This window comes from Salinicoccus sp. CNSTN-B1, from assembly GCF_054792835.1.
In genome coordinates, this window is the sequence record NZ_JBTWMN010000004.1 from 594,306 (window position 1) to 614,737 (window position 20,432).

At 46.9% G+C, this 20,432-nt stretch carries 24 protein-coding genes and 4 pseudogenes; 12 read left to right on the forward strand and 16 right to left on the reverse strand.

The window, feature by feature from the left end; all coding sequences use genetic code 11:
* Positions 1–46: 46 nt before the first annotated feature.
* A complete protein-coding gene (locus tag ACYF68_RS03435) occupies positions 47–616 on the reverse strand; it encodes a mannitol dehydrogenase family protein (RefSeq protein WP_461045400.1) in 570 nt (189 codons plus the stop codon).
* Positions 617–983: 367 nt separating this feature from the next.
* Here ACYF68_RS03435 and rarD point away from each other — a divergent pair, with 367 nt between their 5' ends.
* The 4 genes from rarD to ACYF68_RS03455 all read left to right on the forward strand — a co-directional run bounded on the left by rarD (position 984) and on the right by ACYF68_RS03455 (position 2,765).
* Complete coding sequence (gene rarD / locus ACYF68_RS03440) at positions 984–1,901, forward strand: EamA family transporter RarD (protein WP_461045401.1); 918 nt, start codon at positions 984–986, stop codon at positions 1,899–1,901.
* A 72-nt stretch (positions 1,902–1,973) separates the two neighbouring features.
* Positions 1,974–2,129 (forward strand): hypothetical protein, encoded by a 156-nt coding sequence (locus tag ACYF68_RS03445; protein WP_461045402.1) that lies wholly within the window; start codon positions 1,974–1,976, stop codon positions 2,127–2,129.
* A complete protein-coding gene (locus ACYF68_RS03450; protein WP_461045403.1) occupies positions 2,113–2,583 on the forward strand; it encodes a hypothetical protein in 471 nt (156 codons plus the stop codon). The genes ACYF68_RS03445 and ACYF68_RS03450 overlap by 17 nt, the downstream gene beginning before the upstream one ends.
* Positions 2,544–2,765: a hypothetical protein gene (locus tag ACYF68_RS03455; protein WP_461045404.1), complete on the forward strand. Its 222-nt coding sequence runs from the start codon at positions 2,544–2,546 to the stop codon at positions 2,763–2,765. The genes ACYF68_RS03450 and ACYF68_RS03455 overlap by 40 nt, the downstream gene beginning before the upstream one ends.
* A gap of 254 nt (positions 2,766–3,019) precedes the next feature.
* Here ACYF68_RS03455 and ACYF68_RS03460 read toward each other — a convergent pair whose 3' ends face one another.
* Genes ACYF68_RS03460 through ACYF68_RS03470 form a run of 3 tightly spaced genes read right to left on the reverse strand, consistent with a single transcriptional unit; the run spans position 3,020 to position 4,448 of the window.
* Positions 3,020–3,511, reverse strand: coding sequence for a protein-L-isoaspartate O-methyltransferase family protein (locus ACYF68_RS03460; protein ID WP_461045405.1), 492 nt, complete (start codon positions 3,509–3,511; stop codon positions 3,020–3,022).
* 14 nt (positions 3,512–3,525) lie between these two features.
* Positions 3,526–4,002, reverse strand: coding sequence for a VOC family protein (locus ACYF68_RS03465; RefSeq protein ID WP_461045406.1), 477 nt, complete (start codon positions 4,000–4,002; stop codon positions 3,526–3,528).
* A complete protein-coding gene (locus tag ACYF68_RS03470) occupies positions 3,999–4,448 on the reverse strand; it encodes a VOC family protein (RefSeq protein ID WP_461045407.1) in 450 nt (149 codons plus the stop codon). Before ACYF68_RS03470 ends, ACYF68_RS03465 begins: the two co-directional genes overlap by 4 nt.
* 76 nt (positions 4,449–4,524) lie before the next feature.
* Here ACYF68_RS03470 and ACYF68_RS03475 point away from each other — a divergent pair, with 76 nt between their 5' ends.
* A complete protein-coding gene (locus tag ACYF68_RS03475) occupies positions 4,525–5,127 on the forward strand; it encodes an alpha/beta hydrolase (RefSeq protein WP_461045408.1) in 603 nt (200 codons plus the stop codon).
* 11 nt (positions 5,128–5,138) lie between these two features.
* Here ACYF68_RS03475 and ACYF68_RS03480 read toward each other — a convergent pair whose 3' ends face one another.
* Both ACYF68_RS03480 and ACYF68_RS03485 read right to left on the reverse strand, forming a co-directional pair.
* Entirely contained in the window at positions 5,139–5,837 is a 699-nt protein-coding gene (locus ACYF68_RS03480; RefSeq protein ID WP_461047469.1) for an HAD hydrolase family protein, read from the reverse strand.
* Positions 5,753–5,977 carry a hypothetical protein gene (locus ACYF68_RS03485; protein ID WP_461047648.1) on the reverse strand — a complete coding sequence of 75 codons (225 nt, stop codon included), beginning with the start codon at positions 5,975–5,977 and terminating at the stop codon, positions 5,753–5,755. Before ACYF68_RS03485 ends, ACYF68_RS03480 begins: the two co-directional genes overlap by 85 nt.
* A 96-nt stretch (positions 5,978–6,073) precedes the next feature.
* On the opposite strand from ACYF68_RS03485, the gene ACYF68_RS03490 reads away from it, so the two are divergent.
* From ACYF68_RS03490 to ACYF68_RS03505, 4 genes and pseudogenes are all read left to right on the forward strand, one after another.
* Positions 6,074–6,757: an AzlC family ABC transporter permease gene (locus ACYF68_RS03490; RefSeq protein WP_344700836.1), complete on the forward strand. Its 684-nt coding sequence runs from the start codon at positions 6,074–6,076 to the stop codon at positions 6,755–6,757.
* Positions 6,754–7,038, forward strand: a complete 285-nt coding sequence (locus tag ACYF68_RS03495) for an AzlD domain-containing protein (RefSeq protein ID WP_344700835.1) — start codon at positions 6,754–6,756, stop codon at positions 7,036–7,038. Before ACYF68_RS03490 ends, ACYF68_RS03495 begins: the two co-directional genes overlap by 4 nt.
* Before the next feature lie 138 nt (positions 7,039–7,176).
* Positions 7,177–8,211 (forward strand): Rho termination factor N-terminal domain-containing protein, encoded by a 1,035-nt coding sequence (locus ACYF68_RS03500; RefSeq protein ID WP_344700834.1) that lies wholly within the window; start codon positions 7,177–7,179, stop codon positions 8,209–8,211.
* Positions 8,212–8,281: 70 nt separating this feature from the next.
* A pseudogene (locus ACYF68_RS03505) lies at positions 8,282–9,869 on the forward strand (gamma-glutamyltransferase family protein).
* 66 nt (positions 9,870–9,935) lie between these two features.
* Here the strand turns inward: ACYF68_RS03505 and ACYF68_RS03510 are convergent.
* The 3 genes from ACYF68_RS03510 to ACYF68_RS03520 are packed head-to-tail and all read right to left on the reverse strand — an operon-like array spanning position 9,936 to position 11,765.
* Positions 9,936–10,199 carry a hypothetical protein gene (locus tag ACYF68_RS03510; protein ID WP_461045409.1) on the reverse strand — a complete coding sequence of 88 codons (264 nt, stop codon included), beginning with the start codon at positions 10,197–10,199 and terminating at the stop codon, positions 9,936–9,938.
* Positions 10,196–11,290 (reverse strand): sulfatase-like hydrolase/transferase, encoded by a 1,095-nt coding sequence (locus ACYF68_RS03515; RefSeq protein ID WP_461045410.1) that lies wholly within the window; start codon positions 11,288–11,290, stop codon positions 10,196–10,198. The genes ACYF68_RS03510 and ACYF68_RS03515 overlap by 4 nt, the downstream gene beginning before the upstream one ends.
* Positions 11,247–11,765, reverse strand: coding sequence for a hypothetical protein (locus ACYF68_RS03520; RefSeq protein WP_461045411.1), 519 nt, complete (start codon positions 11,763–11,765; stop codon positions 11,247–11,249). Before ACYF68_RS03520 ends, ACYF68_RS03515 begins: the two co-directional genes overlap by 44 nt.
* A 194-nt stretch (positions 11,766–11,959) precedes the next feature.
* On the opposite strand from ACYF68_RS03520, the gene ACYF68_RS03525 reads away from it, so the two are divergent.
* Both ACYF68_RS03525 and ACYF68_RS03530 read left to right on the forward strand, forming a co-directional pair.
* On the forward strand, positions 11,960–12,496 hold the full coding sequence (locus ACYF68_RS03525) for a chromate transporter (RefSeq protein WP_344700831.1): 537 nt from the start codon (positions 11,960–11,962) through the stop codon (positions 12,494–12,496).
* A pseudogene (locus ACYF68_RS03530) lies at positions 12,493–13,018 on the forward strand (chromate transporter). Before ACYF68_RS03525 ends, ACYF68_RS03530 begins: the two are co-directional and overlap by 4 nt.
* Before the next feature lie 35 nt (positions 13,019–13,053).
* Here the strand turns inward: ACYF68_RS03530 and murJ are convergent.
* The 4 genes and pseudogenes from murJ to ACYF68_RS03550 form a co-directional block, all read right to left on the reverse strand.
* On the reverse strand, positions 13,054–14,580 hold the full coding sequence (gene murJ / locus ACYF68_RS03535) for a murein biosynthesis integral membrane protein MurJ (protein WP_461045412.1): 1,527 nt from the start codon (positions 14,578–14,580) through the stop codon (positions 13,054–13,056).
* Between the two features lie 255 nt (positions 14,581–14,835).
* Positions 14,836–15,910 (reverse strand): annotated as a pseudogene (locus ACYF68_RS03540) (glycerate kinase).
* 5 nt (positions 15,911–15,915) lie between these two features.
* Positions 15,916–16,821 carry an acetamidase/formamidase family protein gene (locus ACYF68_RS03545; RefSeq protein WP_461045413.1) on the reverse strand — a complete coding sequence of 302 codons (906 nt, stop codon included), beginning with the start codon at positions 16,819–16,821 and terminating at the stop codon, positions 15,916–15,918.
* A gap of 14 nt (positions 16,822–16,835) precedes the next feature.
* A complete protein-coding gene (locus ACYF68_RS03550; RefSeq protein ID WP_344700826.1) occupies positions 16,836–17,858 on the reverse strand; it encodes an NADH:flavin oxidoreductase/NADH oxidase in 1,023 nt (340 codons plus the stop codon).
* A gap of 160 nt (positions 17,859–18,018) precedes the next feature.
* Here ACYF68_RS03550 and ACYF68_RS03555 point away from each other — a divergent pair, with 160 nt between their 5' ends.
* Positions 18,019–18,162, forward strand: a complete 144-nt coding sequence (locus tag ACYF68_RS03555; protein ID WP_461045414.1) for a hypothetical protein — start codon at positions 18,019–18,021, stop codon at positions 18,160–18,162.
* A 31-nt stretch (positions 18,163–18,193) separates the two neighbouring features.
* On the opposite strand, the gene arsC is transcribed toward ACYF68_RS03555, so the two are convergent.
* From arsC to ACYF68_RS03570, 3 genes and pseudogenes are all read right to left on the reverse strand, one after another.
* On the reverse strand, positions 18,194–18,613 hold the full coding sequence (gene arsC / locus ACYF68_RS03560) for an arsenate reductase (thioredoxin) (RefSeq protein ID WP_344700824.1): 420 nt from the start codon (positions 18,611–18,613) through the stop codon (positions 18,194–18,196).
* Positions 18,614–18,630: 17 nt separating this feature from the next.
* Positions 18,631–19,928 (reverse strand): annotated as a pseudogene (locus ACYF68_RS03565) (arsenic transporter).
* Positions 19,928–20,269, reverse strand: coding sequence for an ArsR/SmtB family transcription factor (locus tag ACYF68_RS03570; RefSeq protein ID WP_344700822.1), 342 nt, complete (start codon positions 20,267–20,269; stop codon positions 19,928–19,930). Before ACYF68_RS03570 ends, ACYF68_RS03565 begins: the two are co-directional and overlap by 1 nt.
* Positions 20,270–20,432: the final 163 nt, after the last annotated feature.

The following is a 20,432-nucleotide window of genomic DNA, read 5'->3' on the forward strand; positions in this document are numbered from 1 at the left end:
AGCGGGTATAATAAAAGGTCGTGCACATTTTGGCATGACCTTTTATTTAAAGATACTCTTCAATTTTCTGTATCGATTCATCGTTGAGATTGCTGTGGTTGGCGAGGAACGTCTCTAATCCCAACTGTGCAATTTGCTCATCTCTTTCTTTGACTTCCGGATCATCGGGGTTATTGAATTCCAATGCATACGCAGCAAGTTCTAAGAGGGCATTGTGGTTGAGATTGTTCTTCTCCAAGTAGATTAGTGGCTTCATGATGCGATCGCCCGCGCTTAGCTTGCGCATCACACCACGTCCCACACGATCCAAATCATCTGACAGGTGGGGATTTTTGAACCGCGCAATGATTTTTTCTATATATGAGAGCTGCTGTGCCTCCGTGAAATCGTAATTTGAAGTCAGATAGAGCATTGTTTCATTCAGGACATTCCTGAGGAATACTTCGACTTTTTCATTGGTCATCGCCTCGGCTACAGTTTTGAAGCCAAGGGTCTTGCCATAATAGGCTATCGCTGCATGACCGGTATTGACCGTAAACAGTTTGCGTTCGATAAAGAGCATCAGATCTTCTACATAAGTGACCCCATCCAGTCTCGCCTCTCCTATCCAGCTCATCAGTATGCTTCAAGATTTCCTTTTTAAGTGTATCTGTGGCAAGGATGGCGTTTTCGCAGGCAATGAATGCAGCGATGTTCGGCATGATCATACTGCTTAAAAATGAACCGAAAGCTTGAACTTTACGTGAAAGACCTTTTTTCTTCAGACATTAAAGCCACCCCTTTTTAGATGATTTATAGTATAACTAAATCATAAGGCGAAAAGGTAACGCTTACAATATAAACAAAACGCAGCTTTGGCACACTGATATTGCCAAAACATATGTTAATGATCAATGGATGAAGGATGGCGTGGTATAATTGTTTGGATATTCGAGTATGGTGGGGTCATATGCAAAAGGAGAATAGTAAAAGGGGTGGTCGGTATGGAAAGCAGTAAAAAGGGAGCATTGTTTGCCCTGAGTGCCTATCTGATATGGGGGTTTCTGCCCATATATTGGAAGCAGTTGGAACATGTTTCTTCGTACGAAGTCATTGCTCACCGCGTATTCTGGTCGTTCATCTTCATGATTGTATTCATCCTCGCGACGAACCGTATGCATCTTTTCTATAAAGATCTGAAGTTCATATTCCGGGACAAAAAGAAAGTGGCGGCATTATTCGCTGCCTCAGTAGTCATCACCTCCAACTGGCTGCTATATATCATTGCAGTCAACAGTGGCCATATATTGGATGCGAGCCTCGGCTATTACATAAATCCCCTCATAAGCATTCTCATCGGGTTCGCAGTTCTTGGGGAACGATTTTCAAAATCTCAATGGGTCGCCATCATAATCGTCTTTCTGGGAGTCGCCTACATGACGGTAGGTCTGGGTTCTGCGCCGTGGATCTCACTTTTCCTGGCTCTGTCCTTCAGTATCTACGGATTAATCAAAAAAGTAGTCAATATGGATGCCGTCTTTGCTATGGCTGTGGAAACTTTTGTTTTGGTGCCGGTGGCGCTATTCTATATCCTATTCCTTGAAGTCGGCGGGGAGGGGCATTTCGGATTCAATCAGGATAGCCTGGTCATGATGGGGACAGGCGTCGTCACTGCCGTACCATTGTTGCTGTTCTCGATTGGTGCACAGCGTATCCGACTGTCCCTAGTGGGTATACTTCAGTATTTTGCACCGACTGTAATGCTTCTGCTTGGGGTCTTCATGTATGGTGAGGCATTTACCCGCATACATGGTGTCGCCTATATATTGATATGGGGCGGGCTCGGGCTGTATACATTCACCCGCTTCAAGGAAATGCGGCGGGACACAGGACGCAAGCCGAGACGGCGCGTCACGCACTAGCATATTGTTAGGGGAAGCATCTATAGTCATGATATGATTTATTGAAAATGAGTTTTCTAAGGAGTAGGGGATATGAAGTTTTCGAAATATCTGTTTGCCGTTCCGATTGCAGTTGCGTTACTGACTGGTTGTCAGGGGAAGAGGAGAAAACAGATCAGACATCAGGAGAGGCCGGGTCGCCCAAGAGGAAACGACCGAAGGGAAGCAATCAATGGACACCACAGATGATGCAAACCGGACATTGAAAGGAATCGAAACAGATGATTCCGCAATTGCCGACTTGATTGAAGAAGCCCAGAATATAGAAAGTTACCAAGCCATGGTGGACCTGGAGGCTTTGGTGGACGATGAATCCTCCCAAACTCTTGATGCGGACGTAAAGTATAAAGAGGGGACGCCACCGTCTTTGCATCTTAAGTCAGAAGGGGAGGACCGGACCATCTCGAAAGATGGTGAAACCTACTACAATAACGGAGACGATTGGGTAGACATCTCAGAGTCCATAGAAATAGAACAGCTTTTTCATGTAACATACAAAAATGCCGTCATCGCTTTTTCTGATATTAAAGATGAGATGAAGCTGACTGAAGAGGAAAATCAGCTGATCTATACATTTGAGGGGAAAGCACTGAAATCTTTGAAGTGTTTGAATCACTCTTTGCAGCTGAATTCAGTGCCATAGATACCTCCAATCCGAATAATGAGGTGGAAGTCGTCATCGACAAGGAGAATTCGCGCATAAAGTCCATCCAGTATGAAGCGACAGGAGAAGATGCAGAAGGGCGTTATGAATTATCCGGAGAGGTCGAGTTTAAATCATTCAATGATATAGGTGCGATACAGTTGCCTGAGTCAGTCGACTAGTCCAGGTGCAGAGATGGTATGAGAAGGTAATGTCACCTGTGCGGGTGACTTAAGGAAGTAAGAAGAGGCGATTCTCATGGGATCGCCTCTTCTTATTTTTTAGCTCCAATGACTCGGTTTTCCCCTCGTCATCATTTATTTTACATCCTTCAGTTAAAACGACTCCTTATTCAGTATCTTTCTTCAGCTCGACGAACCTGACATATTCAAGGGTAGAAACGTGGACGAGCCATTCCTATCTTTCTCGATCAATTTCAGTTCCTGGGCGAAATCATCTCCGACAGGTATGACCATCTTACCGTCTGGGCGAGCTGGTCAACCAATGCCTGAGGTGTTCTTTCGGCGGCCGCGGTGACGATGATGCGGTCGTAGGGAGCATATTCCAACCACCCCTGGTTGCCATCGCCGTAATGGAAATGGATATTGGAAAACCCCTCGGTCCGGAGTCTTTCTTTAGCACGTTCATACAATGCCTCAATGCGTTCAACAGTGTAGACGTTTTTTGAAAACTTTGCGAGCATGGCGGTCTGAAAGCCTGAACCGGTGCCTATTTCGAGCACATCATGTTGTGGTGCGAGCTCGAGCGCAAGCGTCATGGACAACACAAGCGAAGGTTGTGAAATCGTCTGGCCGTGGCCGATCGGGCACGGCATGTCGGCTCCTGCCAGATGTCTTTGCGTATCCATATATCTGCTGCGATCAAGCCTGTTGAAAAAGGATTCTATTGCTTTTTTATCATGTTTCAAAACACTCACCCCTTTTAGTTGATGGGCGTCAGATACATTTCAATGAAATCACGCTGTTCTTCGATGGCAGGCGGAAGGGAGAGTTTCTCTCCAAGGGCATCGATGGGTTCGTCAATATCGAAGCCCGGCCCTTCTGTCGACAATTCTACAGTTATCCCACCGACCGTCGTGATATATAGGGCCTTGAAGTAATAGCGGTCGACGATGCCTGAATTCAACCACTTTTCATGATCAACCTTCTCCTTGATATTGAGGAGGGCTGCTTCATTGGCGACACGTAGGGAAAGGTGGTGTACGCTGCCATATCCTTCTTTTTCGAGCTGGCTGGTCCGCTTTTCGATAAGGTATAGAGAATCGTCGCCGAACTTCATTTCGACGGCTGTGTCCTCGTTTTTGTAGGGGTGATCTGAAACGCCGCCGAGCAGTTCGAAGAATTGGACCATGGGTTTCAAGTATTGGATGCTCAGTTCCACAGCACCAATCGACGTCAAGGCATGGACTTCAGGAATCTCCGGATGAATATTCGGTGTTTCGGCCCCTGCTGATCCACCATAAGGGCCAGACGTTGTTTTTCGTGATCTTCGAATTTCAAGACGGTCTTGCCGAATTCTTCCGTGATCTCTTCATGATGGATATTTTTCTCTTCAAATCGGGTCTTGAAGAATTTGAGCGCCTCCTCAGAAGGGACTCTGAAGTATGTGCGGCTGATGCCGTTGCTGCCTGGTTGGTACTTTGGTGCTCCGGTTATTTCAAAGAAAGTGATGTCTGTGCCCGGATGGCCTTCATAGTCTGCGTAAAACAGATGATACATGCTTGTGTCATCCTGATTTACAGTCTTTTTGACGAGTCGGAGTCCAAGCACATCTGTATAGAATTTGTGGTTGTCGGTGATGTTTGCAGTAATTGCTGACACATGATGCAACCCTTTTGGTGTCATAAAAATCGCTCCTTCCACTTATCACTGATATTATATAATATAGAGGAAGTAAACTCTAATAAAGGAAGTTGTCGGAATGGAACATTTATTTATAAAAGCTAAAAACGAGAAGAGGAATACACTGATACTTTTTCATGGCAGTGGCGGCCGCGAAACGGATCTTTTGGAGATTGCAGCTATGGTGGACGGCTCAGCCAATATACTCGCATTCCGCGGGAATGTTGATGAAGCAGGCCGTGCACGCTTCTTCGCTCGTCAGGGAGCAGGATATGATGAGGATAGCCTCAAGGCAGAAGGGACGGCCATCAAAAGACTGATGGAGGATCTGGCTGAAGAATATGGTTTGGATCTCAATCAGGCGACATATGTCGGCTACTCACATGGAGCGGATATGGCTTCGCATCTGTTGATGCATCACGACCTGCCGGTGGCAGGTGCCATGCTCATGCATCCATCCTACAATGGTGAGCAAGCAGCAGAGATTGATCTGAATGGGAAGAAGGTCCTTATAACAGCAGGCGCAAGAGATGTCCAGACGACTGCCGGTGATGCATATCAATTGAAACGGCACCTCGAACAAAAAGGCGCCGAAGTCAGCATCAAGCTGACCGACGGCGGCCACGAAATCGATTCGGAGGAATTGATGGAGGGGCATGTCTGGTATCTGGGGGTTAAATGACTCCTGATTGATCAAAGGTATACGGAAGCCAGATAGCGCGAGAGGCCATCTTCGTCGCACGTATATTCAGTGATATCGTCTGCGGCTTCAAGGATTGACGGGACTGAATTTTTCATGGCGGTACGCTTGCCGGCTTTGTCAAATAAGGGAAGGTCGTTCATCGAATCTCCCACGACATGCACATCCTCATACGACAGTCCGTATCGAATCATTAAAGTTTCAAGGCCTGTTGCCTTGTCGCGTCCCTTCAACATGATTTCGGCATTATGGACACTGGTGGTATAAAGGGCATAGTCGGACTCATCTTGATGCGTCTTCAGATGGTCGTACCAACTGGCGATCTTGTGTGTGTCTGTACTGAAGAAGAATATCTTTACGACATGTTCCAATGACAGGGTCGGCACCCATTGGACTGTACTTTCGAGTGTCTTTTGGGCGTAGAGGTATTCAAAATGCTTCATCGTTTCCGGTTGGGGTTGGCTGATGTCCGCAGCCGAGTACTCTTTATCTTCAAGAAGGGTGCGGCTTGAATTTTCAAGCGTATGGATTTCGTAATAGATCTCCCGCCTGCGTGCAGCAGCTATCATATCGGCAACGAAGTCAGGATCGAAGGAAGCGGAATCGATCAACTGGCCATCGACATAGACCCCCATGCCGCTTGCCGCAACATAACCGTCAAGTGGGCAGTCTTCGGGAGTGATTTTTGTGATTTCGTGATGTGTCCGTCCCGTTGCGAAGAATATGAGCATCCCTCTTCTTTGAGTGCTGCCAGTACCGCAACGAGGGATCTTGGGAAACGGCCACTGTGGTCGAGTATCGTGCCGTCCATATCCAGAACCAATGCTTTCATGAAATGATTCTCCTTTTATGCTGAAGTTGAATTGTAATGCCTTCTTATTGCGAAGTATATTTTTATAATTATAGATTCAGGCGGGGTGAAGAAGTAGTGCGAACGGATTTGAAGAAGCCGCTGATGGACGGATTGACCATCGGCATGGGCTACGTGCCGGTTGCTGTAGCCTTTGGCATAACAGCGAAACCGGTTATGTCCTTTTTTGACGCGGTGCTGATGAGTTTCATGGTGTATGGAGGCGCAAGCCAATTTCTGGCCCTCCAGATGATGTCTACGAGCGGCGCAATAGCCATTGTATTTGCCGTATTCATCCTAAATTCAAGGCATTTTGTCATGTCGTTCAAGGTAAACTATGATTTGAAGCATGAATCCTTTTTGAAACGTCTGTTCCTATCTTCATATGTTACGGATGAGGGCTTTGCAGTGACCGCCAACAGCACACCAGAACAGCGGCATTTCAGCAGCTATGCAGTCACTTTCCTTACAGCCTATCTTTTTTGGGTGACGTTTTCTGCCATTGGTTACCTGGCGGGTGAGTGGATGAGCGAGGGGTGGGTTGCAGCCAGCGGCATCGCTTTATATGCACTGTTCATCGCCCTGCTCATTCCAGCTGTGCGTATCCACTACCGCTTCGGCATCATCGCCATGGCAGGCATGATCATCCATTACATAATGGGACAGCTCTCCTTCGTGCCATCCGGCATCGCCATCGTGCTGGCGATACTCATTGCAGCAGCACTCGGATCGATACTTGAAAGAGCGGAGGTGTCCAGATGACCCTACTGGTTGTTGCCATGTTTGCTGTGACGATTATAACACGTATTCTACCGGCATTTATAATCGATGTTTTCCCGTTGCCGGAATGGCTTGTAACATATTTGAACTACATCCCTTATGCCGCACTCGGCGTGCTTATCTTCCCGGGTATATTAGATGCCCTCGAAAATCCATTGCATGGTCTTTTGGGAGGGGCGTTCGCCATGTTGTTGGCATTGTTTCGGGTGCCGCTTTTCTTTATCGTGCTAGGCACAATCGTGTTTGTCTATCTGATAACTTGAGGTGCCTTAGATTTCAGCATATCCATTTGTTGGGCCTAAACCGGCATGACAGCGACCTTAGGGGGACCTGATTGGTTACCAAGGAGCGGGTCATGTGGTAAAATGAAGGGAATAATCAAGGAGCGAAGGAGTTTTAATGTGAAAAGTACAAAGAGCCATCTAAAGTCGTACAATATGAATGATCTGAAGCGTCTTGCGCGTACCATTTCAGTGAAAAACTTCTCGAAATATAAAAAGGATGATCTGATTGATGCCATAATCGAGCGTCAACATACTACAGAAGCGGCAGTGTACGCGTATAAATACATCGATGACCATTCTTTTGAAGCCTGGAAGAACACGGGAGGCCGTGGGCCTACCGAGTCGCGATATAATTTGGAAGAACTGTTCGGGCTGTATATATTGGGCTATGCCTTTGAAGATTCTGAACAGGAGGATAAGTTCTTTATTGCAGAAGGAATACCGGAGCTGTTCGCTATGGTGGACAATGAAGAGAATAGGGAAGCGCGGCTTAAAGTCCAACGTAAATTGAAGCTTATAAGAGCAGCGCTTCATCTTTACGGTATTGTGAGCTTCAGTCAGCTCCAACACCTATTCAAAAAATATTATGATATGGAAATGACTTCAGCGGAACTGGTGAGCTTTCTTGGAGAATCACCTTATGATATTTCAATTGATGAAGATAATGAACAGATCATCATTGATGACATGAATTATGCACAGTATGAAATGGTCAAAAAACTCCAGGGAGATCTACCTTACTACGAGCCGGAATTCGGCAAATTCATCAAGTTCAGCGATCCCAACTATATCGATGAATCGAAAGCCCATCGTGCACTCAAAGAGTGGGTGAAGGATAATGTCGATGTACCGAGGGACAAACATTACAGTGTATATATCTCACTGCTTCAGCTGATTATGCAGGGGTCTAAGAAAGATGACATCCTCCAATACTTGATGACCTTGAATGTCGAGTTGCAGAATGCTGACAGCCAACGCGAATTGATGGATATGATGGCTGAGATCGTTGAGAACACACGCCACTTCAAATATCGTGGCCACAAGGAGTCGGAATTGAACTCCCAGACAGTCGTCAAGGAAGTCAAAGTGGGTCGGAATGACCCTTGTCCATGCGGCAGCGGGCGTAAATATAAGAAATGCTGCGGCAGATGAAGGTCCGGTATTTAGCGGACCTTTTTCTACGCAGTTAAATAATTGAATATTCAAAACAAGGGGATTTTAGATGAATCATTATAGTTATCCGTATAAAAACTCGAGATACAGCACATATGCAAAGAATGGCATGGTGGCCACCACTCACCCATTGGCGACGGATGCGGGGATTGAAGTGATGAAGCAAGGGGGTAATGCAATGGATGCGGCAATTGCTACAGCAGCGACATTGACTGTAGTAGAGCCGACGAGTAACGGCATAGGCGGAGACGCATTCATGATTGCATGGATGGATGAGAAGTTGTACGGCATGAACGCCAGCGGCCGCTCCCCGAAAAGGTTGGGGATGGCGGAAGTTAAGGCAAGGGGGTTTGATGCACTACCCAAGTTCGGTTGGCTACCGGTAACAGTACCAGGAGTGCCGAAGGCTTGGGCCGCACTTATCCGTGATTTCGGCAATCTGACTTTGAAGGAAGTGCTCGCACCAGCAATACGTGCTGCGCGTGACGGTTTCGTCATCACACCGGTGGTGGCCAGATACTGGCAGGCGGCTTATCAGACCTACATCCGTGAAGCGGATAACCACGAGGAATTGAAACCATGGCTCGAGACTTTTGGCACTGCGTCAGCTGGCATCATCAAAACTCTGCCGGAGCATGCGCAGACATTGAAAGATATTGCCGCTACTGATGCGGAAAGCGTCTATACGGGAGAACTCGCAGAAAGAATCGTTCAATTCAGTAATGAGACGGGCGGTTTAATCGAACATGACGACCTGGCTGGATTCGAAGTGGAATATGTCCAGCCTGCAAGCATGGCTTATAAAGGCCATGTTATCCATGAACTTCCCCCGAACGGTCAGGGCATCACAGCATTGATGGCCCTCGGCATGCTCAAGGATGATGACCACCCTGCTTTAGATGAGCGCACTTTTCATCATCAGATTGAAGCGATAAAATTGGCATTCGCCGATACGACCAAACATGTGGCGGATTCCGATAACATGCGCATCAAGGTTTCCCAACTGCTGGATCAGCAATATCTTCAGGATCGCCGTAGCCATATTACAGAAATTGCAGAGGAGCGGGAGCATGGGGACCTGCCTGAGGGGGGACCGTCTACCTTGCCACAGCAGACGGTGAAGGTAATATGGTATCCTATATCCAAAGCAACTATATGGGCTTTGGTTCAGGTGTAGTGATTCCCGGTACCGGGCTCGCCATGCAGAATAGGGGGCATAACTTTTCCATGGATCCGGAACACGCTAATTTCATAGGCGGCGGCAAAAGGACTTTCCATACGATTATACCGGGTTTCATCACCAGGGAGGGAAAGGCGGTTGGTCCATTTGGCATAATGGGTGGCTTCATGCAGCCGCAGGCCCATCTACAGGTGGCGATGAATCTGATCGACTACGGAATGAATCCCAGAGCGCCCTCGATGCGCCAAGATGGCAATTCAAAGCAGGGCTCGAAGTTGAAGTTGAAGATCGTTTCGACACAGATATCGCCCGCAGTCTGATCAGGCGGGGACACCATATCAAAGTGAATCTTGAACCCAATAGTTTCGGTCGTGGGCAGGTAATCTTAAAGAACCCTGATGGGGTGCTTATCGGAGGAACTGAGTCGCGTACGGATGGGGCCATTTCATCTTATTAGTTGAAGGGATTCTGGAAGTCATCTGATATATTAAAGCAGGCCCAGGGGGCCTGCTTTAATATAAGTCTAGAATTGTTTATTGAAAAAAGGTCTGCCGATGGAGTTCTTGTCGAAGTAACGGTTGTATGAGACATTTCTATAATCGCTTACCAGTACTTTAATATCCTCTTCGAGCGCTTCATCTGGTACGAATGTATCTCCTATATATGCACCACTTGAGGCGATGCCAGTCACACCTTTCTGATAAAGCTGCACCAGCATATAGTAGTAGGGTGTTGTCTTATATTGGCCGTCTGCCAGCAGTTTCGGCACGAGGAACATGGGGCTCAATAAATCTGCATCACTGGTGTCGCCCCTATCATGGTTCTGATAGATGAAGTAGGGGGCCTGGTTAGTATGCCCTTGTAATTGCGCCCCCTTTCCCTGAGGAAACTAGGTGCATGATCTCCATAAAATATCAGGTTTACATCGTACTTCTGGTCTTCCATATCGGCGATCAGCTTCTCGATTGCAGAGTCGGTTTTCACCAGCTGCCTGAAATATGATTTTGCATATTCTATATAGTCACCATACTTGCTTGCAGTAGGCTCCTCGGAGAGTATGCCAGGCTTTAGAACCGGCTCATAGGCGATATCTTCGAGAACTCCGGGTGAATAGGGCGAATGATTCTGCATAGACATGACATTCATCATGCGGTAATCATCCATCTTATTGTCCACCAGGTCCGTAAGATAGCGGTCGCTTGCCCTGCCTGTTCCTTCAAGCTTCTCCAAGTCGTTCATATCCTCTTGGCTGAACAGCTTGGAAACCCCCATCTTGTCGTACACATCAACTCTGTTATAGAGGCTGAAAGTATAGGGGTGGATCACGGCATTCTGCTCGACCAGTGTAAGTATAGATGAACTGTCACTGGATTTTTCGAAGTACTCGATGTAGGGCGAGGTGACTGTAGGTTGCTGATGGAGTTCAAGCGACATGCTAGTCAGCATCTCAAATTCTATATTTGCTGTTCCGCCTCCGATGAACAGTGAGCGCATTTCTCCTCCGCGCTGTTCCTCAAGCTTTTTGATGAATGGTGCAGGCATCTTGTTCTGTATCAGAACCTCATTCTGCCAAAAGCTTTCGCTGAGATAAATGATGGTATGTTCGTCGGTGATATCATTTTTTCTGGCATCGTTATATTCAGCGGATTCTTTTTTATACTTTTCTGAAATGGCGTTAATATTCGACCTGGAATAATCATCTGGAGGTTCCATGAAGTTCCTCGAAATATTGATCAGAAAATTTGGCACGAAGCCTACCCTTTTAATCTCTTTAATCGGGTTGAAGATATATGAATCCTTCTCTTCAATCCCGAAATATTCATAGGAATATTTTTCAGTGTCCGTATAGAAGATCACTGAAACAATTATGATGCCCACCAAAGCTGTAATTCGAATGATCCTGAATTCTGGACAGCCCCAATTTTCTATATAACTTGCTTTCCAGATAAAATAAAACGAATGATGCCAACAAAAGAACGGTGACAAGAACAAACAGCATCTTCAGGTCGACTATATTTGAAAGTTCCCTGATGTTGATGACTTCTTTGATTTCGTTATAGTTGACGACTTCGCCGCGTTGTTCGAATTTCAATTTGTTGGCATAATAAAAAAGAAATAGTGACATATTGGAGATCAATAATGTGGTCAACGGTTTGCCGATCAGGCCGTAGACCAGCAATATGAAAAGGAATATGATGGATATCCCCTGAAAAGTGTGTTCGTTGATTTCTTCAACCGGCACGGTTTTTCCATCATATAAAATTGTGGGGAAGGTCTGGATCCAGTATCTACTGTTGAGTAAGAATACTGCTAACAGGCCTAGAAGGAAAGTTGAATTTTTTACTAGTTTCATGATTACTTCCTTAATATTGAATTTGATCGGGAATGAGAGGTTGAAAGAGCCTCAAACTCCCCCTTGAAGGGGGAGTTGAAAGTAAATGACTATACGTTTGGTTGCCGCATAATAGTATATAATCTAAAGCAAATAAGCAGACAAGTCAATAATTCTTAATAATCGGAATAGTTTGACGTGATGGAGGGCGTATAATGCATTTTAAAATATTCTGGGTGTTTTTTAAAGTCGGAATGCTTGGGTATGGTGGTGGCCCATCGTCCATTCCGCTTGTCCATAAAGAAGTGGTCGATACACACGGATGGATGACAGATGAAACCTTTCAGGATGCCCTGGCTATAGGTAATGTTCTGCCTGGTCCCATTGCCACCAAACTTGGAGGATACATAGGTTACCTGCAAAAAGGGTGGCTCGGGATGGTCAATGCTGTATTGGCCACAATTCTGCCGACAATCATATTGATGATTGTACTATTAAAACTGTTTACGGAATTTAAGGACCTCGAGTGGGTGCAAGGTATGAGCAACGGGGTGATGCCCGTAGTGGGCGTCATGTTGTTTGTATTGACGTATGAGTTCCTCGCCAAGGCAAAGGCGAAAACGACGTGGCACTTCCTCTTCCTGTTTACGGCTATCGCATTCTTCATGTTGGTGGTGGTAGGAATTCACCCTGCCCTAATCATCCTGCTCATTGTTGTTTTCAGCATGTTCAGAAGGGAGGGGAGAGTATGATCTATATACATATATTCCTGGCTTTCTTCATCCCGGAGTTCTGGGTTATGGGGGCGGCCCCGCTTCCATTCCATTGGTGGAGCAGGAAGTTGTACAGAATTATGGGTGGATGGATTCCCGTGAATTTGCCGAGGTTCTGGCACTTGGTAATGCCTTACCCGGCCCGATTGCGACCAAAATGGCCGGCTTTATAGGTTATGAAGTTGGAGGGCTGGGGGATCGATTGTTGCAGTTGCTGCTACAGTCTTGCCTTCACTAATGCTGATGATTTTTCTCGCGGGACTGCTCTACAGATTGAAAGGCACACAGAAATTCGAAACTCTGACCACACTGATCCGACCGGTGATTGCAATCCTTCTTGGGTTGATAGCATACGATTTCATCTTCAATGCATATGATGCCTCCGGAACCGTACACACAATATTTCTGGTTGCGGCCAGCTTCCTGCTATTGGTGAAATTTAAAGTCCACCCCGCACTTGTGATTATTTTTGGTTTAGGTTATGGTGCGCTTCTGTTGTGATATGCAGGGGGGTAAAGAGCCAAAATCAGGGTCTCCTACTTTTGTTTTTTCTTGAACTTATTCAGCATGGCCTCAAGGAAGGTACGGACGCCGTCGACTCCCATCAGCAGTAACATAGAGATATAGAGTACAGCCATCAGTGCGAATGCAAGCACCAGGCTGACATCACTTCCAACAAAAGGATTCATAAGGATCAAAAATCCATAAGATGATGCAGCAGCAAAAAATGCAGCGGCTGTAATCCGTAACGCAGTCGGTATAAGATGTGTCAGATTAAGCCGGCCAAATTTTCTGCGTAGGCTCCGTGTCAGTAGCAGAACGGTCATCAGTGCAGAAAGGCTGGTCGCAAGAGCTAGACCACCTATCCCGAGGATTGGCGCCAGCAGGAAGTTCAGGGCAATATTGATGCTCACCCCGATTGTGCTGTTGAGCATAGGTGTTTTTGTATCCTGCAGTGCATAGAAAGTCCGGGTTAAAATCAGGTTGACACCTGTACCGGCAAGACCGAGTGAGTAGAAGAAGAACGCCGAAGTCGTCAATGTTACGGCGGTTTCATCGAAGGCGCCGCGGTCGAACAGGAAACGGACAATAGGCTCTGCGAATATCATCGCACCGATTGTGGCAGGAATTATTAGGGTCAGCACACCCAGTATGGTCTGGTTCAAAGTGTGCTTTAGCCCCGCCATGTCTCCTCGGGCTGCCTTTTTGGATATGTCTGGATAAAACACTGTAACGAATGAAGAGACGAAGATACCGAGGAAGGATACATTCAAAGTGCTGGCATAGTTAATTGAGGAAATTCCACCTATGGAAATCCAGGATGCAAGTGAACGATCAATCAGACGGTTCAATTGACCCACACCGGAACCAAGGATGACCGGGAAAGCCAATACAGCCATTTCTTTTATATGTTCATCTCCCGGACGCAACACCCGCTGGAAGCGGAAAGAATATCTATAGGCAAAGAACAGGATGATCAGGAACTGGATAAATAGTGCGACTACATTAGCCACGGCGAGAATGTAGATCAGTTCTAATCTGCTGCTCAGGATTATGGCCACAATCAGCACCAGATTCATGGGAATGCCTATCAAGGAAGGGATAGCAAACATCTTTTTATAATTCAGATAGGCACTTAGAATCCGGGTGATGAGTGTAAAGTAGATGCCGAATATGCTGAAGCGGGTGAACATTACTGCAAGTGCCAATGTTTCTCCCTGGAATCCGATTGCGAATACCTTAACGAGCTGTTCAGTAAAAATAAGAGCGAGTATGACGATGAATGTAGTGGAAATCAGCAATATATTAATTAGGTTGTTGGTATATTCGAGCCCCGCCTTGTCGCCGGACTGCTCTGTTATCCGTGAATAGAGCGGGATGTAGCCGGTCGAAATGCCTGCTGCCACCACACCAAAAACGACAGTTGGGATACTGATCGATAATAGGAAGACATCACTGGTTTCGCTTGCTCCGTAGAAATAGGCGAGCGTCAAATCCCTCAAGAACCCAGAGACTTTTGAAACGATGGTCAGCACCATCAACAGAAAGATGGTTTTTCTCATATGGCCACGCTGTGTGGATTCTGTATCAATCCATGATTTGCATACATAATGTTCATAAAAAAACTCCTATTGATCCATACTCCAAATAGTAAAAGCATACAATATGTATTTTAGCAGAAAATGGATGGATGGCGAGTTTAGAGCTATGGGACACGGAGATATGAATGATCGGTTTGGGTCGAGTTTAAATCAGCAATCCAGCATATACAGATTTAAGGCATAGAAAAGGTCTGGAAATGTCATTCCAGACCTTTTCTATGTCACTATGCGCTGTATCTTTTGCCTTATCAGCCGTGGTGTTTCTTCAATGATGTCCTCAATTTTTCTGGTGCCATCGCTCAATGGATGGACAGAAGCGAAAGCTGTAGTATCAGCACCGGTTACCTGACCAGAGATGAGGTGGCACGGCTTTTGATGGCGATCGGCGAGTTGTGCCACAGTCGCAGGGACTTTTCCGTGCACTGAGGAAGCATCGGTTTTCCCTTCACCTGTAATTACCATATCGGCTTTCATTATTGCATTCTCCAAGTGGATCATCTCAGCAACCAGTAGACCTCCCGGTTTCATCTCTGCCCCGAGATTCATCAGCATCCACCCAAGTCCACCAGCGGCACCTGCGCCGTGGCAGTCACTGAAGTCATCTTGGAAAACATCCGATATTTTGGTACGGAGGTGTGAGAGCAGTGACTCGAAGAAAGCGACATCCGCTTCCTGCACGCCTTTTGGGGACCGAACGCACGGGTAGCCCCTCGGACTCCGAACAATGGATGGGTGACATCGGACGCGACAGTCAACTGTACACCTTCCAGGGGCTGAAGTGATCTTAGGCTGATTTCAGCAACATGTCCTATATCACGAGTGAACACGCCAACTGGCATGCCACCTGTATCCACTGCAGCACCTCCTAGAGCGAGCAGCATCCCGTAGCCGCCATCGTTTGTTGCAGAACCACCCAAACCCAGTATGATGTGTTGTGCCCCGTTATCAACCGCGTCCAAAATCAGTTCGCCGACGCCGAATGACGTCCGATCGCCTGGGTTTGAACTGCCGACCAGATGAAGACCACATGCCTCGGCCGTTTCAATCACTGCAGTCTGTCCCTTGCGACAATAGGAGGCTTCGACCGTCTGGCCTTTGGCCCTGTAACATTGGTGGTGACCTCCTCATAATCCTCATTCCGAAAACACGTAAGAAGGCCATCTCCACCGTCACTCATCGGTTTCAAAATGCTTTGATGGCCCAAATCTGTGAGGGCCTCTCCCATGATTGTTGCAATCTCATATTGATTGAACGTCCCTTTATAGGAATCTGGTGCTACAACAATATTCATGATATCTACTCCAAGGTAATTCCGTAATGATCAAGGACATGGTGCGGTACAAAGAAGCGGGAAGTCTTCAAAGGATCGACTACCTGATTGATCTGCGCCTCGCCGACCAGACTCATGAGCATGGTCATTTCAGACAGACTCAAGTCTGTGTGGGGACGGAGTAATGCAATCATTTCCTTGACGGACTCGTCGACTGCGGTGTCGAGACTTTCGCTCGATACTGTCATGTAGACACCATCCGCATCGACGACGATCGGATGGCGTGTTTTTATATTGTGTGCTTTATCGAGGGTTACTGTGATCGATGCACCCGTCTCAAGTCCACTTACGCTCACTTCGCCGTCCCCCATCTTGGCGTGGACATCTCCAAGGCCAAACAAGGCCCCATCGTGTGCAACAGGTAGATAGAGGGTGGCGCCAGTCGTGATCTTCTTACTGTCCATATTGCCGCCGTGTCGGCCCGGTGTCCCATTATTGACCGCTTCTCCCTCTGGTGCCACTCCAATGACGCCGATCATCGGGTTCAGGGGAAGAGACAGGCCATTGAACGAAACAGTGCCTTCCGATGTATCAATATCGAACATTTTGGCCTCCATCTTCTCCATATCATCCCCCATGACGCCAAGCCCAGGGCCTGTCAGCATGACACCGTTTGGTTCGAGGGTGATGTCTTCAATTGTGACTTTGAGCACATCTCCGGCTTGGATGCCATCTATATGGATAGGACCCGTTGCAGGGTTGATGCGGTCCCAGTCCAACTGGTCCAACACGGTATCACTGGAAGTGATCTGTCCGAGGAAGCAATCGTTCGTCTCAATCGTTACTGTATCCCCAGCATCAACCTTTAAAGCAGCTGGATTATCCTTTGACATCGCATAAAATAAGTTTGATTTATTCAATGAATGTTTCATGATCATTCTCCATTCTAATATGCTCTTTTATACTGCACAGGGATGAAGGCGTCATCCTCTGCATTTTTGTCCTGGGAAGCGTTGAGCACCCAATAAGGGTCGCGCAGCAGTCCACGGCCGATGGCGACGAGATCTGCAGATTCCGATGCGACGGCGTGCTCAGCCAGATTGACATCATCGAGAAGACCGACAGCTATGACAGGGACTGAAGCAGCTTCTTTCACCGCTCTGGCATACTCGACAAGGTAGCCGGGGAAAGCCCCATTGAAACGCTCTGGTGAAGGCTTACCGTCTCCTCCAGCTGATACATCGATCATATCAACCCCAGCTGCCGCATACTCGCGCGCCAGATGGGTCCCGTGGTCGATGTCGTAACCACCATCTGCATACTCGACAGCTGAGAGGCGTAGCATGAGCGGCATCCCTGCAGGCATGACAGATTTGACTGCTTCAATGACCCTGCGTCCAAATAGGCTGAAATCTTCACCATATTCATCGGAGCGCTTGTTGGTGAGTGGGGATTGGAATTGATGGATGAGATAACCGTGGGCAGCATGAAGTTCGATGGTGTCAAATCCAGCCTCAACTGCACGTTGGGCCCCCCATTTGAATGCATCGATAATCTCTTCCGTCTCTTCTCTCGTCAGTTCATGTGGCTGATGGAAGTCCGAGCTATATGCTTCATCCGTACTTGATACTGGAGTCTCCGTATCCTGAGCCTTGCGCCCTGCGTGAGCGAGTTGGATGCCCACCTTTGCCCCGTGGCGATGGCAAGCGTCGACGATTCGTTTGTAGTGGGGCACATGTCCGTCGGACCAGATACCTAGACAATGGTCGGTAATGCGACCCCGTGATTCGACATTGGTCATCTCCAACATGATCAGACCAGTACCGCCGACCGCCCGTGAGGTGTAGTGCGTGAAGTGCCACTCGTCAGGTATGCCGTCAGTCGCGCTGTATTGGCACATGGGGGCCATTACAATCCTGTTCTTTGTCGTTAAAGCCTTCAGTGTGTAGGGTTCAAAAAGTGATTTCATCCAATTCCTCCTCAGTGGTTAACTCCATTGTATTAAATTTAGAGAAAATTTCAAATATAAAGAGGCTTTGAATTTAGCAGTTTTGAATAATGTTATATTCAATGACAACTGTAATAAGTCCACTGGGTTAGAAGGATATTTCAAAACGCATATTAATGTGGTGTTCAGAATTGTACTGATAGCAAGCGCATTGCTTCTGATCGCACCGGAAACATATACTAACCTCATCGGTGTAGCAGCGGCAGTGATTATATTGGTGATGAATCGCATCAAATGGAAACGGGAAATGCGCACGGCATCATAGATTACAAAAACAGGCCCTTAAAGGGCCTGTTTTATTTTCCTTCGTTTTTAAACTGGATGATTCTTTTTTCGATGTCGTCTCTTACTTGGCGGAATGCTGAATATATTTCTTCTTCACTGCCTTTGGCTTTGGCTGGGTCTTCGAACCCCCAATGCAGGTGGATGACGTCCGATGGCGTGACAGGACAATTATCACGGGCGTCCCCGCACAGGGTGATTGCATAATCTGCATGGTTCAGAATTTCAGGGTCTATGATGCTTGACTGCTGACCAGTGATATCAATGCCGGCGTCTCTCATGATGCTTACCGCCCTTGGATTAATTCCATGGGCTTCGATGCCTGCTGAATGAATCTCATATTTATCGCCTAAATATTTGTGGGCAAAGCCCTCTGCAATCTGACTTCTACATGAATTTCCGGTGCATAAAAAATAGATAATGGGTTTTTGCATGATGACACTCCTTTAGTTTATGAAATGATGAGCAGCCATAGGTATAGGCCGGATAAAGTTATGAATAGAACGGGAATCGTCAGGATGATACCGATTTTGAAATAGTATCCCCAAGAAATATTGACCCCTTTCTTTTTGAGCACATGCAGCCACAGCAGTGTAGCAAGTGACCCGATCGGTGTAATCTTCGGACCAAGGTCAGAGCCGATGACATTGGCGTATACCAGACCCTCCTTAATGGAACCTTGTGCACCTGATGCAGTTATGGCGAGGGCATCAATCATAACGGTCGGCATATTATTCATGACCGATGACAGTATTGCAGCTGTGAAGCCCATGACCATTGTGGCGGCAAATAACCCATGTTCTCCTGCGGTAGCCAGAAAACGGCCGAGTAGGGCAGTCAGCCCTGCATTTTGCAAACCATATACGACAACGTACATGCCGAGGGAGAAGAAGACGATGTCCCAAGGTGCCCCCTTCACAACATCCTTAACAGGCACAGCGGGACTGTTTCTTCCCATCATCACAAAAAAGAATGCAATGAGGCCGGCAATGATGGAAACAGGGATCTCAAACGGCTCACTCAGGAAATATCCAATGAGCAACAAAGCGAGCACCACCCACGACCAGGTAAACATTCTTTGGTCACGGATGGCTTCAGAAGGGCGCTTCAACTCAGATACCCCGTAATTGGACGGTAGGTCTTTTCTGAAAAAGAGCCACAGTACAAGAATGCTTGCCAGGATAGAGAACAGATTGGGAACAAGCATCCTTGAAGCGTATTCGATGAACCCGATGCCAAAGAAGTCTGCCGAGACGATATTCACCAAGTTACTGACGACGAATGGCAGGGAGGCGGTATCGGCGATGAATCCGCTTGCCATGATGAACGGCATGATCATCTTCTCCGTGAAATTGAGGTTCCTGACCATCGCCAGAACAATCGGTGTCAGAATCAGGGCGGCTCCATCATTGGCAAACAATGCAGCCACTATCGCGCCCAGCAGGATGATGTAGATGAACAGCTTCAATCCGCTGCCTTTGGCAAAACGTGCCATATGTAGTGCAGACCATTCAAAAAATCCGATCTCATCGAGTACCAATGAAATCAGTATGACAGCGACGAAAGTCAGTGTCGCATTCCAGACTATGCCCATACGGTTCCGACATCCCCAAAGCTTACGACGCCGAAGACCAAGGCTGCAACTGCCCCAGCAACCGCCGACCAGCCGATGCCGAGGCCTTTAGGCTGACGGATGACAAGAAACAACGTGATGAGGAAAATCAGGACTGCAATTACAGAATTCACCATCAGCAGCATGCCTCCCTTGTGCATGAAGCGAGCAGACGGTCGACATGTGCATCAAGGCCAGGTGTCGTCGCCAATAATTTTGACAGCATTTCCATGAATGGACTATCGGAGTTCAAGGAAAGATGGGTCCAATACCCATCTTTCCGTTCCGTGATCAAGCCAAGTGTCCGCAACCTTTTAAGATGCTGGCTTACAGCAGGTTGGCTCATATTGAAGCATTCTGTGAAATCACAGACGCAACATTCCTTCTTATACATCATCGCAACCATCGATAATCGTGAATGATCGCCCAGAACTTTGAAAAGTTCCGCAACATCATTAATATCAACTGTCGTTTCCATTGGATCGCACCTCAATCATATAATTTTTTTATTATGTAATAGGTTGAATTATATAAGATTATGGTTATATGTTCAACAATGATCTTAAAAATGAAGTATATCGGTGGATTTCCATTTTCATTACTTTTATCATGATATATAGAATGACAATTCAGAAAACTCA